At 69.0% G+C, this 12,985-nt stretch carries 13 protein-coding genes; 11 read left to right on the top strand and 2 right to left on the bottom strand.

Going from position 1 to position 12,985, the window contains the following annotated elements; translation table 11 throughout:
• The 6 genes from ADBZ5N_RS12485 to ADBZ5N_RS12460 all read left to right on the top strand — a co-directional run.
• Nucleotides 1–562, top strand: a 562-nt coding sequence (locus ADBZ5N_RS12485; RefSeq protein WP_526257797.1) for a type VII secretion-associated protein, incomplete at its 5' end; no start/stop codon positions are given.
• Nucleotides 563–953: 391 nt separating this feature from the next.
• On the top strand, nucleotides 954–1,397 hold the full coding sequence (rplM, locus tag ADBZ5N_RS12480; protein WP_526257796.1) for a 50S ribosomal protein L13: 444 nt from the start codon (nucleotides 954–956) through the stop codon (nucleotides 1,395–1,397).
• Nucleotides 1,398–1,477: 80 nt separating this feature from the next.
• Nucleotides 1,478–1,945: a 30S ribosomal protein S9 gene (rpsI, locus tag ADBZ5N_RS12475; RefSeq protein WP_526257799.1), complete on the top strand. Its 468-nt coding sequence runs from the start codon at nucleotides 1,478–1,480 to the stop codon at nucleotides 1,943–1,945.
• Nucleotides 1,946–2,215: 270 nt separating this feature from the next.
• Nucleotides 2,216–3,550, top strand: coding sequence for a phosphoglucosamine mutase (glmM, locus tag ADBZ5N_RS12470; protein ID WP_526257795.1), 1,335 nt, complete (start codon nucleotides 2,216–2,218; stop codon nucleotides 3,548–3,550).
• 48 nt (nucleotides 3,551–3,598) lie between these two features.
• Nucleotides 3,599–3,874, top strand: coding sequence for a hypothetical protein (locus ADBZ5N_RS12465; protein ID WP_526257794.1), 276 nt, complete (start codon nucleotides 3,599–3,601; stop codon nucleotides 3,872–3,874).
• Nucleotides 3,871–4,752, top strand: coding sequence for a hypothetical protein (locus ADBZ5N_RS12460; RefSeq protein ID WP_526257793.1), 882 nt, complete (start codon nucleotides 3,871–3,873; stop codon nucleotides 4,750–4,752). Before ADBZ5N_RS12465 ends, ADBZ5N_RS12460 begins: the two co-directional genes overlap by 4 nt.
• A 14-nt stretch (nucleotides 4,753–4,766) precedes the next feature.
• Here the strand turns inward: ADBZ5N_RS12460 and ADBZ5N_RS12455 are convergent, their stop codons facing one another.
• On the bottom strand, nucleotides 4,767–5,807 hold the full coding sequence (locus ADBZ5N_RS12455) for an LLM class F420-dependent oxidoreductase (protein WP_526257792.1): 1,041 nt from the start codon (nucleotides 5,805–5,807) through the stop codon (nucleotides 4,767–4,769).
• Between the two features lie 33 nt (nucleotides 5,808–5,840).
• A complete protein-coding gene (locus ADBZ5N_RS12450; protein WP_526257791.1) occupies nucleotides 5,841–6,689 on the bottom strand; it encodes a hypothetical protein in 849 nt (282 codons plus the stop codon).
• A 54-nt stretch (nucleotides 6,690–6,743) separates the two neighbouring features.
• Here ADBZ5N_RS12450 and glmS point away from each other — a divergent pair, with 54 nt between their 5' ends.
• The 5 genes from glmS (at nucleotide 6,744) to ADBZ5N_RS12425 (ending at nucleotide 12,955) form a co-directional block, all read left to right on the top strand.
• On the top strand, nucleotides 6,744–8,612 hold the full coding sequence (gene glmS, locus ADBZ5N_RS12445; protein WP_526257790.1) for a glutamine--fructose-6-phosphate transaminase (isomerizing): 1,869 nt from the start codon (nucleotides 6,744–6,746) through the stop codon (nucleotides 8,610–8,612).
• A gap of 15 nt (nucleotides 8,613–8,627) precedes the next feature.
• On the top strand, nucleotides 8,628–10,049 hold the full coding sequence (locus ADBZ5N_RS12440) for an NAD(P)H-hydrate dehydratase (RefSeq protein ID WP_526257789.1): 1,422 nt from the start codon (nucleotides 8,628–8,630) through the stop codon (nucleotides 10,047–10,049).
• Nucleotides 10,050–10,071: 22 nt separating this feature from the next.
• Nucleotides 10,072–11,484 (top strand): glutamate decarboxylase, encoded by a 1,413-nt coding sequence (gene gad, locus ADBZ5N_RS12435; RefSeq protein ID WP_526257788.1) that lies wholly within the window; start codon nucleotides 10,072–10,074, stop codon nucleotides 11,482–11,484.
• A 105-nt stretch (nucleotides 11,485–11,589) separates the two neighbouring features.
• The gene (gene alr / locus ADBZ5N_RS12430) at nucleotides 11,590–12,756 is read left to right on the top strand and encodes an alanine racemase (protein ID WP_526257798.1); all 1,167 of its coding nucleotides are present in this window, start codon (nucleotides 11,590–11,592) and stop codon (nucleotides 12,754–12,756) included.
• The gene (locus ADBZ5N_RS12425; RefSeq protein ID WP_526257787.1) at nucleotides 12,749–12,955 is read left to right on the top strand and encodes a hypothetical protein; all 207 of its coding nucleotides are present in this window, start codon (nucleotides 12,749–12,751) and stop codon (nucleotides 12,953–12,955) included. Before alr ends, ADBZ5N_RS12425 begins: the two co-directional genes overlap by 8 nt.
• Nucleotides 12,956–12,985: the final 30 nt, after the last annotated feature.

Below are 12,985 nucleotides of genomic sequence, written 5' to 3'. Positions count from 1 at the left end.
GCGAACTTTGGTCAGCGTCGCTGCTGTCGGTGTCGTGCTGATCGGTGTGATTGGTGGCGTCGCCGTGGGGCTGTCGACGCGGCCGGCTCGTTGGGATGCCAACCTCGTGGCCATTGAGCAGGCCGCAACCGTGGTGGAGGGCCGGATCGCGGTGCGCCTGCCCCGGTCGTGGAGCATCACCCGGGTTACCGGTGGACCCGGCTCGCGTCGACTGCAGGCCAGCTCGCCGGCGGATCCGAATCTGGCGGTCCACATCACCCAGGCCTACGCACCGGAATCAGAGCTCACCCAAGCCGCTGAGATCCTCAGCCGGGAAATAGCCCAGCAACCGGCGGGGGTGTTCGTCGACTTCGACGCCGAAGCCACGGTGGGGGAACGACCAGCGTTGACCTACCGGGAGATCCGGCCGGGCCGAGTCATCGAGTGGACGGTGCTGCAGGCCGGGTCGACCAGAATCGGTGTCGGATGCCAAAGCCCGGCCGGACGCTCCGACGACGTCCATCCGGTCTGCGTGCAGGCCGCCATATCGGCTCAGGAGAACGGAACCGATCCCCCTCGGTGACCGTCTGACTTCCAAGGGTGAGCCGCCCCCAACCCTGCGAACCCTGCGAACCCTCCGAACGCTCCGAACGCTCCGAACGCTCCGAACCCTCCGGGGTTTCCGAGGTTTCCGCGGTTTCGACCCAAGGAGAGCCGTCGGGACCGCCGAGGCCTCGGACCCGCCGGGGCTCCGATGGTCGAGGGCGTTTTGACCTGCACGGATCCGCGACGGTAGGCTCCCACTTCGGCATGCGGTACGCCGCGGGTTGACCGCGGGGTAAAGCGGGTTCTCGGGTCAGTGTTGGTCGCCGAGAGACAACTTCCGACCGCCGACGCCCGACCGGCACCCGGTTCGCCGGGAATCCAAGCGCCTTGCGGTGAAAGCCCAGGGATCGAAACGAGAGGTACACGCTGTGCCCACATACACGCCGAAGGCCGGTGACACCACGCGTTCGTGGTACGTCATCGACGCCACCGACGTGGTGCTCGGCCGGCTCGCCGTCGCTGCGGCCAATCTGCTGCGCGGCAAGCACAAGCCGACATTCACGCCCAACGTCGACGGGGGTGACTTCGTCATCGTCGTCAACGCCGACAAGGTTGCCATCGGAGGCACCAAACTCACCAGCAAGCTGGCTTACCGCCACTCGGGATACCCCGGCGGCCTGCGCTCCCGCACCATCGGCGAGATGATGCAGAAGCAGCCCGACCGGGTCGTTGAGAAGGCGATCGTCGGCATGCTGCCCAAGAACAAACTGGGCCGCCAGATCCAGCGGAAGCTGAAGGTCTACGCCGGCCCCGAGCATCCGCATACCGCCCAGCAACCGGTGCCCTTCGAGATCAAGCAGGTGGCGCAGTGACAGACACCAACGAGACCAACGAACACGAGATCGACGCGACGGTCGAAGCTGAGACCACCGAGGTCGCCGACGCTCCTGAGGTGGATGAGACCGGTGAGGTCGTCGAGGCTCCGGAGGCCGCTCCGGTCGCCGAGGCCGCCCCCCGCCAGCCGGTCGTCATCGACCGTCCGATTCAGACTGTCGGCCGTCGCAAGGAGGCTGTGGTGCGGGTCCGGCTGATTCCCGGCAGCGGCCAGTTCAACCTGGACGGGCGTTCTCTGGAGGCGTACTTCCCGAATAAGGTTCACCAGCAACTGATCAAGGCGCCGCTGGTGACCGTTGACCGGGTGGACAGTTTCGACATCTACGCGCACCTCGACGGCGGCGGTCCGTCCGGGCAGGCCGGCGCGCTGCGCCTGGCGATCGCCCGGGCGCTGATCCTGGTCCAGCCGGAGGACCGGCCGGCCCTGAAGAAGGCCGGTTTCCTCACCCGTGACCCGCGTGCCATCGAACGCAAGAAGTACGGACTGAAGAAGGCCCGCAAGGCGCCCCAGTACAGCAAGCGCTGAGTACGGCAAGCGCCGGATAGATACCCACACATCGCCGGGTGGTTCGCACGTCGAACCCCCCGGCGATGGTGTTGTCTGCGGCACCGAATTCACCTCTCGGTTTCCCATCCTCGCAGCGGGGCAACCCTGTTCCAGCCGAGGGTGAATGTCGGCTTTCCGAGGCGGGAATGGAGCGCCGCCCGCACCGCTACAGGTGCGGGCGGTGTCGCGTTCAGCGCCGGGTGGCCCGCCGGTTGGGAGTAGCGGGCCTCGGTGTGAGAAGTTTGAGACATGGGCCGACTGTTCGGAACTGATGGGGTGCGTGGCGTCGCCAACCGCGAGTTGACCGCCGAGTTGGGTCTGGCGCTCAGCGCCGCCGCCGCCCGCCGGCTTGCTCCGGCCACCGCCGGTCATCGCGTCGCGGTGGTGGGCCGGGATCCGCGTGCCAGCAGCGAGATGCTCGAAGCCGCCGTCGTCGCCGGGCTGACCAGCGAGGGTGTCGACGCCCTTCTGGTGGGTGTGCTGCCCACCCCGGCAGTGGCTTATCTGACCGCCGCCTATCAAGCCGACCTCGGGGTGATGATCTCCGCCTCGCACAACCCGATGCCCGACAACGGCATCAAGATATTCGGCCCCGGCGGCCACAAACTCGACGACGACGCTGAGGACCGCATCGAGGAACTTGTCGCCCAGGGGCCCGGGTTGCGGCCCGTCGGCGCCGGCATCGGGCGGGTGCTGCGGGCCTCCGACGCCCTCGACCGCTATCTGAACCATCTCAGCGGCGCAACCGGAGCCCGACTCGACGGCCTGACAGTCGTCGTCGACTGCGCCAACGGCGCCGCCTCTGCGGCGGCGCCGCGGGCCTATGCGGCGGCGGGTGCTCGCGTGATCGCCACCAACGACCAGCCTGATGGCCTCAACATCAACGACGGCTGCGGTTCCACCCATCTCGGTCCACTGCAGAACGCCGTGCGGGCCCACGGCGCGGACCTGGGGCTGGCCCACGACGGCGACGCCGACCGTTGCCTGGCGGTGGACGCCGCCGGCCAGGTGATCGACGGCGACGCCATCATGGCCGTTCTCGCGCTGGCGATGCAGGAGGCCGGGGAGTTGGCCTCCGACACGCTGGTGGCCACCGTGATGAGCAATCTGGGCTTGCATCTGGCGATGCGCGAGGCCGGGATCGCGGTGCGCACCACCGCCGTCGGTGACCGCTATGTCCTCGAGGAGTTACGGTCCGGGGAGTACAGCCTCGGCGGCGAACAGTCCGGACACATCGTTTTGCCGGCGTTCGGCACCACCGGCGACGGGATCCTCACCGGCCTGCGACTGATGGCCCGGATGGTGCGGACGGGCTCGCCGTTGGCGGCTCTGGCCGCCCCGATGCAGTCGGTGCCGCAGGTTCTCATCAACGTGGAAGTGGCCGACAAGGCCACCGTCGCCGAAGCCCCGGCTGTGCAGTCCGCCGTCGCTGCCGCCGAGGCCGAACTCGGCGACACAGGCCGGATCCTGCTGCGCCCGTCAGGCACCGAGCAGATCGTCCGGGTGATGGTGGAGGCCGCTGACGAGGACACCGCCCGCCAGGTCGCGGATCGGGTGGCTAGATCGGTCAGCGCCCAACGCTGATACCCCGTCGCAGGGAACCGCCGCCCGCGCTCCCGCGTCGTAATCGGTATGGAATCCGGTGCGCAAACCGCCGTCGATCCGCCCGCCCTGCGGGCCGCGGCGCAGCGACTCGACTCCGCGGCGGATTCGCTGAACGCTGCGCTTGCCGTGCACCTGAGGACTCTGCATCTCGATGCCCCCTCCAGTGTGCGAGCCGCGCTGCTCCGACTGGTGGGCGACGTCGAACTGTGGCATCGGTCCGCCCGGGAGACCGCGGCGGCGCTGCGCACTGCGGCGGATAGCTACACCGACGCTGAAGCGCAGGCGGCGGAGGCGCTGCGATGAGCGCGGGGGTCAACGCGGAGGCGCTGGACGCCGACGGCGCCGCCCTGGCGGCCGCGGGATCACTCGCCGCGGAGGCCCTCGCCCTGCACCGGGATGCGCTCGCCCTCCTCGACGAGGGGTGGCGCAGCCAATCCGGCTCGACGGCAACCGATTTGCTCCGTCAGCAGTGCGGTGAGGGCGCGGAGTTGGTCGCTGCGCTACGCGACGCCGCCGCAGAGTGCAGAGCCCTCTGCGACGCGGCCGAGTATCCGGTAACGGCGGTGGACGATCAGGCGTTCAGCCGGCTCGGCGATCGCCCCGCAGCGCGGTTTGGCACGCCCGATCCCTATTCCTTCGGGGGCATCGCCGCGCCGGCCCCTCAGCCGCCGCCCGCATGGACCCCAACCCCGGCGCCCCCCTCCCCGTTGGCTGGCGCCCCGTTGGCTGGCGCCCCGTTGGTTGGCGCCCCGTTGCCGGCCCTGCCAAACCTCGGTGGTGCACTGGTGGGTCTGGTGGCGCAGATCGCCGACGCGGTGAGTCTGGAATCCGCCGGTGACAGTGCGGAGGTCACCGAGGCGGCGACCGAGGCGGCCACCAGGTCGGGGCCCTCGGCGGATGAACCGGAACCTCCGGCACCCCCGTCGCCCCCGCCGGTCACCCCGCCGCCGCCGTCTGTCGACCCGCCGGTGCTGCTGCCCATCACCCCGCCCGATCAACTGCAGCCGGCGCCGCCGTCACCGCCACCCGCCCCGCCGTTGCTGGCCGCCGAGCGTCCGCCCGATCCGCCTACCGACCCGGTCGCGCCGCCCGCGGTGGACATCCCCGAGCAAGCTCCACCGGAGAACCCCGACACCCCGTGCGAGATCGCCGCCGACGCCCTACCGCAGGTCGGCCGGTGAACCCTCGACGCGGGCTAGGGCAGTAGTTGCTGCAACTGCTCGACGAATTCGACGTATTCGGTGCCGTCTGCGCTCACCGGCGTGGCCAACAGTGTGGTGACACCGGCCTCGGCGAACGCGGCGATGCGTTCCTTGACGTAGCCGCGGGGCCCGATGAGCGACACACTGCGCACCAGATCGTCGGGCACCGCCGCGATCGCCTCCGCCTTCCGGCCGGACAGATACAACTCCTGAATGCGGTCGGCGACCTCACCGAACCCGTACCGGGTCGCCACGTTGTGGTAGAAGTTGCGGCCCTTGGCGCCCATACCCCCGATGTACAGCGCCAGTTGAGGTTTGGCCCACTGCAGACGGTCCTCGACGTCGTCGCCGATGGCCAGCGACACCCCCACCATCACGTCAAGATCGCCGAGACTGCTGTCCCGCTTGGCCTTTCCCGCCCGCAGCGCCTCACCCCACACCGAATCGGCGCGTTCAGGGTGGAAGAACACCGGTTGCCAGCCTTCGGCGATCTCTGCGGTCAGTTCAACGTTCTTCGGGCCGAGCGAGGCGATGGTGATCGGGATTCGTTCCCGCACCGGCTGATTGATGATTTTCAAGGCTTTGCCCAGCCCCGTCCCGCGGTCGGGGGGTAACGGAATCTGGTAGTACCGGCCCTGGTAGGACAGCCGCTCGCGGCGCCAGACCTGCCGACAGATCTCGACAACCTCCCGGGTGTGCCCCAGCGGGGCGTCGAACGGCACACCGTGGAAGCCCTCCATCACCTGCGGGCCGGAGGTGCCGATACCGAGCCGGAATCGGCCGTCGGAAACGTAGTCCAATCCGGCTGCGGTCATCGCCAGCAGCGCCGGGGTGCGGGTGTAGATCGGGACGACACCGGTGCCCAGTTCGATCGTCGAGGTCACCGCCGCCAGGTAGCCCAGCTGGCTGACCGCGTCGAAGGAGTACGCCTCAGCGACCAGGACGATGTTCACGCCCTGTTTCTCCAACTCGACGACATGGGAAACGGTCTCGCGGAACCCGCCCGCGTAGGAAAGAAAAATCCCGGTGCGCATGCTCTCACCCAATTCTGTGAACGACGTTCTCGGTCACCGGAACAGTGCGACGATCCGGTCTTCGGCACTGACCGGGGGCGCGTCCGGATCCGGCCGACTGGTGTGCGGCAGGTCCGCCTCGGGATCGGCGAACTCCCGGTACTTCTCGTCGCCGGTCAGATGGAACAGCAGGAAACCGGTCAACAGGGCCCGGACCGTCTCCTGGGTGTCGCTACTGGAGCCGGGCAACCCGAACAATCCGGCGATGCGCCTGCGCTCGGCCAGATCATCCGCGTCGGCCTTGTCGACGATGCGCAGCACCGCGCCGTCCCAGTTCGCGGCCACCTCCAAGGCGTCGGTGCGCAGGGATCGCGCGTCGTCGGCAGTGGCCAACACCAGTCCGGGCACATCCAGCGTCGCCGCGGCGGCCTCCGCGGACGGCTTGGTCACCGCGGGGAACACCGCTGCCACCGCAGCCGGTCGAGCCTGCCCGGGCGCCTGGTCCGCCGCCGCGAGCACCGCCGCGGCGGCGCCGAAACCGTGACCGGCCAGACCGAGCTTGTCGGGGGCAACGCTGATCTCTCCGACCCCCAGTCGGACGCCGGAGATCACCTCCAGCGTGCTGATCAGGTCGTGGGCCAGAGTCAGCGCCGACGGCACCAGGCCGCGCTGGGTATCCGGGGCGGCGGCGACGATGCCCCAACTGGCCAGATGTTCCAGGGTTCCGCCGTAACGGTCGGCATCGGTCAGCCAGTCATGCCCGAACGCAATTCCGGGCAGGTGAAAGCCCGCGGCGGGGGTGTACACCACCCCCGGAATGCCGGCGAAGCCCACATCGCCGCGCAGGACGCGATGCGGGCCGTGGCGGGTCAAAGCGCGCAGCAACGACTTCTTCCGGGCCATGCCCCGACCGTAGCCGACCGGGGCGGTCGATGGGCTGGACTACCCTGGTAGTCCATGTGCGGAATCGTGGCCTACGTCGGACACCGTCCTGCTCGGGGCGTCGTGGTGGACGCGCTGCGCCGGATGGAATACCGCGGCTACGACTCCGCGGGCCTGGCACTGCTCGACGGTCGGGGCGGGCTGACCGTCCGTCGCCGCGCCGGCCGCCTGGCCAACCTGGAGTCGGCGCTGGAGGAGACCGATGCGGCAGCCCTGACCGGCACTGCCGGGATCGGCCACACCCGGTGGGCCACCCACGGACGGCCCACCGACCGCAACGCCCATCCGCACCGTGACGCGGCCGGCGAGTTCGCGGTGGTCCACAACGGCATCATCGAGAACTTCGCCGCGCTACGGGTCGAACTGGAGTCCGACGGCGTCGAGTTCGCCAGCGACACCGACACCGAGGTGGCGGTGCATCTGGTCGCCCGCGCCTACCGGCAGGGTGAGACGGCCGGGGACTTCGTCGGCTCGGTCCTGGCGGTGCTGCGCCGGCTGGAGGGCCATTTCACGCTGGTGTTCGCCCACGCCGAGGACCCCGGGACCATCGTCGCGGCCCGCCGATCCACCCCGCTGGTCGTCGGGATCGGCGAGGGCGAGATGTTCCTCGGCTCCGACGTCGCCGCCTTCATCGAATTCACCCGCGACGCCGTCGAACTCGGTCAGGACCAGGCCGTGGTGATCACCGCCGACGGCTACCGGATCACCGATTTCGACGGCAACGACGACGCCGCCAACGCCAGGACGTTCCACATCGACTGGGACCTCTCGGCCGCCGAGAAGGGCGGCTACGACTACTTCATGCTCAAGGAGATCGCCGAACAGCCGGCCGCGGTTGCCGACACCCTGCTCGGTCACTTCGAGAACGGCCGCATCGTGCTCGATGAGCAGCGGCTCTCCGATCAGGAGCTACGCGAGATCGACAAGGTGTTCATCGTGGCCTGCGGCACCGCCTACCACTCCGGCCTGGTGGCCAAATACGCCATCGAGCATTGGACCCGCATCCCGGTTGAGGTCGAACTGGCCAGCGAGTTCCGCTACCGCGATCCCGTGCTGGATCGCAGCACCCTGGTGATCGCGATCTCACAGTCCGGTGAGACCGCCGACACCCTCGAAGCCGTCCGGCACGCGAAGACCCAGAAGGCCAAGGTGTTGGCGGTCTGCAACACCAACGGCAGTCAGATTCCCCGCGAAGCCGACGCGGTGCTGTACACCCGTGCCGGACCGGAGATCGGCGTCGCCGCCACCAAAACCTTCCTGGCCCAAGTCACCGCGAACTACCTGGTCGGCTTGGCGCTGGCCCAGGCGCGCGGCACCAAATACCCCGACGAGGTCGAACGGGAGTACCGCGAACTGGAGGCGATGCCCGAACTGCTGACCCTGGTGCTCGATCATCTCGACGCCACCGCCGAATTGGGCCGCCGTTACGCCGACTCACCGGCGGTGCTGTTCCTCGGCCGCCACGTCGGCTATCCGGTGGCACTGGAGGGTGCGCTCAAGCTCAAGGAACTGGCCTACATGCACGCCGAGGGCTTCGCCGCCGGTGAACTCAAACACGGCCCGATCGCCCTCATCGAGGACGGTCTGCCGGTCATCGTCGTGATGCCGTCGCAGAAGAACGCCGCGATGCTGCACTCCAAGCTGCTCTCCAACATCCGCGAGATCCAGGCCCGCGGAGCGATCACCATCGTGATCGCCGAGGAGGGCGATGAGACCGTCCGGCCCTATGCCGACCATATGATCGAAATCCCCTCCGTATCAACGCTTTTCCAGCCACTACTGTCCACCATCCCGCTTCAGATGTTCGCCGCATCGGTGGCGCTGGCCCGCGGGTACGACGTGGACAAGCCGCGGAACCTGGCTAAGTCCGTCACCGTCGAGTGACGCGCACCTAAGCCGATGAGGCAGTACTACACCGCCGGTCAGATCCGCAACGCCGAAGCCCCCCTGCTGGCCAGCCTGCCCGACGGTGCGCTGATGCGCCGGGCCGCCACCGGCCTGGCCACGTCGATCGCCGCCGAACTTCGACGGCGCACCGGTGGGGTTGCCGGCCGGGTGGTCTGCGCGGTGGTGGGTTCCGGCGACAACGGCGGCGATGCGTTGTGGGCGGCCACGCTCCTGCGCCGCCGCGGCGCCGGAGCCCGCGCGATCCTGCTCAACCCCGAACGCACCCATGCCGCGGCGCTGACAGCGTTCCGGGCGGCCGGCGGCCGGGTGGTGACGACCCTGCCGGATGCCACCGATCTGGTGATCGACGGTGTGGTCGGCATCTCCGGCACGGGCCCGTTGCGTCCGGCCGCCGCCGAGGTTTTCGCCGCCGCCGAGGACGCCGGTATCCCGGTGGTGGCCGTCGACATCCCGAGCGGCATCGACGTCGACACCGGGGCCATCACCGGACCGGCCGTCCGTGCGGATCTGACGGTCACCTTCGGCGGTCTCAAGCCGGTGCATGCGTTGGCCGACTGCGGTCGCGTGGAACTCGTCGACATCGGATTGGACCTGCCCGAGTCCGATGTGCGGGGACTGCAGACCGCCGACGTCAAGGCCCGCTGGCCGATGCCCGGCCCGCGCGACGACAAGTACACCCAGGGTGTCGTCGGGATCCTGGCCGGGTCGGCGACCTATCCGGGCGCGGCGATCCTGTGCACCGGTGCGGCGGTCGCGGCCACCTCGGGCATGGTGCGCTACGCGGGCGCCGCTGCGGCCGAGGTGGTGTCGCATTGGCCCGAGGTCGTCGCCGCGCCGAGCGCAACCGCCGCCGGCCGCGTCCAAGCCTGGTGCGTCGGTCCGGGCCTGGGCACCGACCAGGCCGGCCTGGACGCCCTGAGGTCCGCCCTGGCCGGCGATCTGCCGGTGATCGTCGACGCCGACGGCCTGACGGTTCTGGCTGGGCACCCGGACTTGGTCACTGCGCGCACGGCACCCACGGTGCTGACACCCCACGCCGGGGAATACGAGCGGTTCGGTGTCGGACCGGTGGGCGAGGATCGGGTCGGAGCCGCCCGGCGGCTGGCGGATGCCCTGGCCGCCACCGTCCTGCTCAAGGGCAACGTCACCGTCATCGCCGAACCCGGCGGTGCCACCTATCTGAACCCGGCCGGTGCCTCGTGGGCGGCCACCGCGGGGTCCGGTGACGTGCTGTCCGGCATCATCGGCGCACTGCTGGCCGCCGGCCTGCCGCCGGGTCAGGCCGCCGCCGCGGCGTCCTTCGTCCACGCCCGTGCCGCCAACGCGGCGGCCGCCGACCCGGGACCGGCGTCGGTGCCCACGTCGGCGTCGCGCATCCTGTCTCACATCCGCTACGCGCTCGCAACGCTGTAAACCCACCCAGGAGGTCAACCCCATGCCCCACGTCAAGTACCGGTCACCATCGATCGCCCCGGCCTACACCGGCCGGCTGTCCACCGACCCGATCCCGTCGCTGCGGCTGCCCGACGAGGCCATGGAACCGGCTGCGGCGTACCGGTTCATCCACGACGAACTGATGCTCGACGGGAGTTCCCGGCTGAATCTTGCGACCTTCGTCACCACCTGGATGGACCCGGAAGCCGAGCGGCTGATGGCCGAGACGTTCGATAAGAACATGATCGACAAGGACGAGTACCCAGCCACCGCGGCCATTGAATCGCGTTGTGTGGCAATGGTTGCCGACCTCTTCCATGCGGATAATCTGCGTGACGACGATGCCGCGAGCGCTATCGGGGTGTCGACGATCGGGTCTTCGGAGGCGGTGATGCTGGGCGGTCTGGCGCTGAAGTGGCGGTGGAAGCAGCGGGTGGGCGGCAAAGACGGCGACGGGTGGAAGAAGCGCACGCCCAACCTGGTGATGGGCTCCAACGTGCAGGTCGTGTGGGAGAAGTTCTGCCGTTACTTCGAGGTCGAACCCCGCTACCTGCCAATGGGGGAGGACCGCTACATCATCACCCCCGAGCAGGTGGTCGACGCCGTCGACGAGGACACCATCGGCGTAGTGGGCATCGTGGGCACCACCTACACCGGGGAACTGGAACCGATCGCCGAAATCTGCGCCGCGTTGGACAAACTGCACAAGAAGACCGGGCTGGACATCCCGGTGCACGTCGATGCGGCCAGTGGCGGATTCGTCGTGCCGTTCTTGCACCCCGACCTCAAATGGGACTTCCGGCTTCCCCGGGTGGTGTCCATCAATGTCAGCGGCCACAAGTACGGGCTGACCTACCCCGGTATCGGATTCGTGGTGTGGCGCAACGCCGAGCACCTGCCCGAGGAACTGGTGTTCCGGGTCAACTACCTCGGCGGTGACATGCCGACGTTCACGCTGAACTTCTCCCGGCCGGGTAACCAGGTGGTCGGGCAGTACTACAACTTCCTGCGACTGGGCCGGGCCGGCTACACCCACGTCATGCAGACCCTGTCCGGCACCGCGCGCTGGTTCTCCGACCAACTCACCAAGTCGCGGCACTTCGACGTGATCGCCGACGGCTCCAAGATCCCGGTGGTGGCGTTCAAACTCTCTGCCGACTCGGGTCGCCCTGCCGGGGGCTGGGGCTACACCGAGTTCGACGTATCGGCGGCCCTGCGCTCCTACGGCTGGCAGGTACCGGCCTACACCATGCCCGACGGTGCCGCCGACGTGTCAGTGCTGCGGGTGGTCGTGCGGGAGGGATTTTCGGCCGATCTGGCCCGCTCACTGTGGGAGGATCTGCACAAGGTGCTCGACCATCTCGACGCGATCCAACCCGCGGGCCACTTCACTCAAGAACATTTTGCGCACTGACCGTGCGGGGGAAACATTTTGCGCACTGACCGTGCGCACTGATTCACCGGGTCTGTGGGAGAGCATGCCGTCCGTTCTGGGAGAATCGGAGGTGGTGACATGACCATGCAGACCACGCCGCTGACCCCCGCACCGGCCGCCGCCGCAATCAGCGGCGAGGCGGTGGTCGACCTCGGTGCCATCGCGCACAACGTGCGGGTGCTGCGGGAGCACTCCGGCAGCGCCGAGATCATGGCCGTGGTCAAAGCCGACGGCTACGGCCACGGCGCCACCCAGGTGGCTCGTGCGGCCCTGCGGGCCGGGGCGGCTGAACTCGGTGTCGCCACCATCAACGAGGCGTTGGAACTTCGCCGCGACGGCATCACCGCCCCGGTGCTGGCGTGGCTGCATCCGCCGGGCACCGACTTCGCGCCCGCACTGGTGGCCGACGTCCAGATCGGGATCTCCTCGACCCGGCAACTCGGCGAGGTCCTCAACGCGGTGCGGGGCACCGGAACAACCGCCACACTCACCGTGGAGGTCGACACCGGTCTCAACCGCAACGGCGTCGGGGCGCGGGAGTACCCCGATGTGCTCGATTCGTTGCGTCGCGCCGTTGCCGAGGGCGCTGTCCGAGTCCGCGGCATCATGTCCCACCTCGCCAGTGGCGACGAACCGCACAACCCCGTCAACAACCTTCAGGCGCAGCGGTTCACCGCGATGATCGCCGAAGCGCGCAGCCGTGGCGTGGATTTCGAGGTGGCCCACCTGGCGAACTCGCCGGCGGCGATGACTCGTCCCGACTTCTGCTTCGACATGATCCGCCCGGGTATCGCGGTGTACGGGCTGAGCCCCATTCCCGAGCGTGGCGATATGGGGCTTCGCCCCGCCATGACGCTGAAATGCCCTGTCTCCCTGGTCAAGTCGTTACGGGCGGGGGAGGGTGTGTCCTATGGCCACACCTGGATCGCCGAGCGCGACACCACCGTGGCGCTTCTTCCGATCGGCTACGCCGACGGCGTCAGCCGAGCCCTCAGTGGGCGGATCGACATCTTGATCAACGGAGCGCTGCGGCCCAACGTCGGCCGGATCTGCATGGATCAGTTCGTCGTCGACCTCGGACCCGACGCCACCGGCGTCGCCGAAGGCGACGAGGCGATCCTGTTCGGCCCGGGTGACGCCGGTGAGCCCACCGCGCAGGACTGGGCGGATCTGCTGCGCACCATCCACTACGAGGTCGTCACCAGCCCCCGGGGCAGGGTCACTCGGACCTACCGGGAGACCGATGGCTGACAGACCACGCCGGGGCAGACTTGTCCGGCGCCGATCCGAACCCGCCAAGTCGGGCGACGTGACCGCCGCGGGTAAGACACCCGCCGGGAAGAAAGCGGGTCTGATGGCCGGCGTCGCCGGGCTCGGTGCGGTCAGCACCGCCGCCGGAGTGTCGGCCGCCAAGGCGTTACGGCAGCGCAAGGCCATCCGGGACGCCTAAGAGGGGGAAGACTTCGCCCTGCTGGAGGCC

The sequence above is a fragment of the Mycobacterium sp. genome (genome assembly GCF_044370595.1).
Classification (GTDB): Bacteria; Actinomycetota; Actinomycetes; order Mycobacteriales; family Mycobacteriaceae; genus Mycobacterium.
Note: the sequence above shows the minus strand (reverse complement) of the source record. Positions and strands in the feature narration are given on the sequence as shown.

Excerpts from the sequence above, each read along its gene's own strand:
- ADBZ5N_RS12460 (WP_526257793.1), top strand. The coding sequence starts at position 3,871 with ATGAGCGCGGGGGTCAACGCGGAGGCGCTGGACGCCGACGGCGCCGCC.
- ADBZ5N_RS12455 (WP_526257792.1), bottom strand. The coding sequence starts at position 5,807 with ATGCGCACCGGGATTTTTCTTTCCTACGCGGGCGGGTTCCGCGAGACC.
- ADBZ5N_RS12450 (WP_526257791.1), bottom strand. The coding sequence starts at position 6,689 with ATGGCCCGGAAGAAGTCGTTGCTGCGCGCTTTGACCCGCCACGGCCCG.
- ADBZ5N_RS12465 (WP_526257794.1), top strand. The coding sequence starts at position 3,599 with ATGGAATCCGGTGCGCAAACCGCCGTCGATCCGCCCGCCCTGCGGGCC.
- ADBZ5N_RS12425 (WP_526257787.1), top strand. The coding sequence starts at position 12,749 with ATGGCTGACAGACCACGCCGGGGCAGACTTGTCCGGCGCCGATCCGAA.
- ADBZ5N_RS12440 (WP_526257789.1), top strand. The coding sequence starts at position 8,628 with ATGAGGCAGTACTACACCGCCGGTCAGATCCGCAACGCCGAAGCCCCC.
- glmM (WP_526257795.1), top strand. The coding sequence starts at position 2,216 with ATGGGCCGACTGTTCGGAACTGATGGGGTGCGTGGCGTCGCCAACCGC.
- alr (WP_526257798.1), top strand. The coding sequence starts at position 11,590 with ATGCAGACCACGCCGCTGACCCCCGCACCGGCCGCCGCCGCAATCAGC.
- glmS (WP_526257790.1), top strand. The coding sequence starts at position 6,744 with ATGTGCGGAATCGTGGCCTACGTCGGACACCGTCCTGCTCGGGGCGTC.
- gad (WP_526257788.1), top strand. The coding sequence starts at position 10,072 with ATGCCCCACGTCAAGTACCGGTCACCATCGATCGCCCCGGCCTACACC.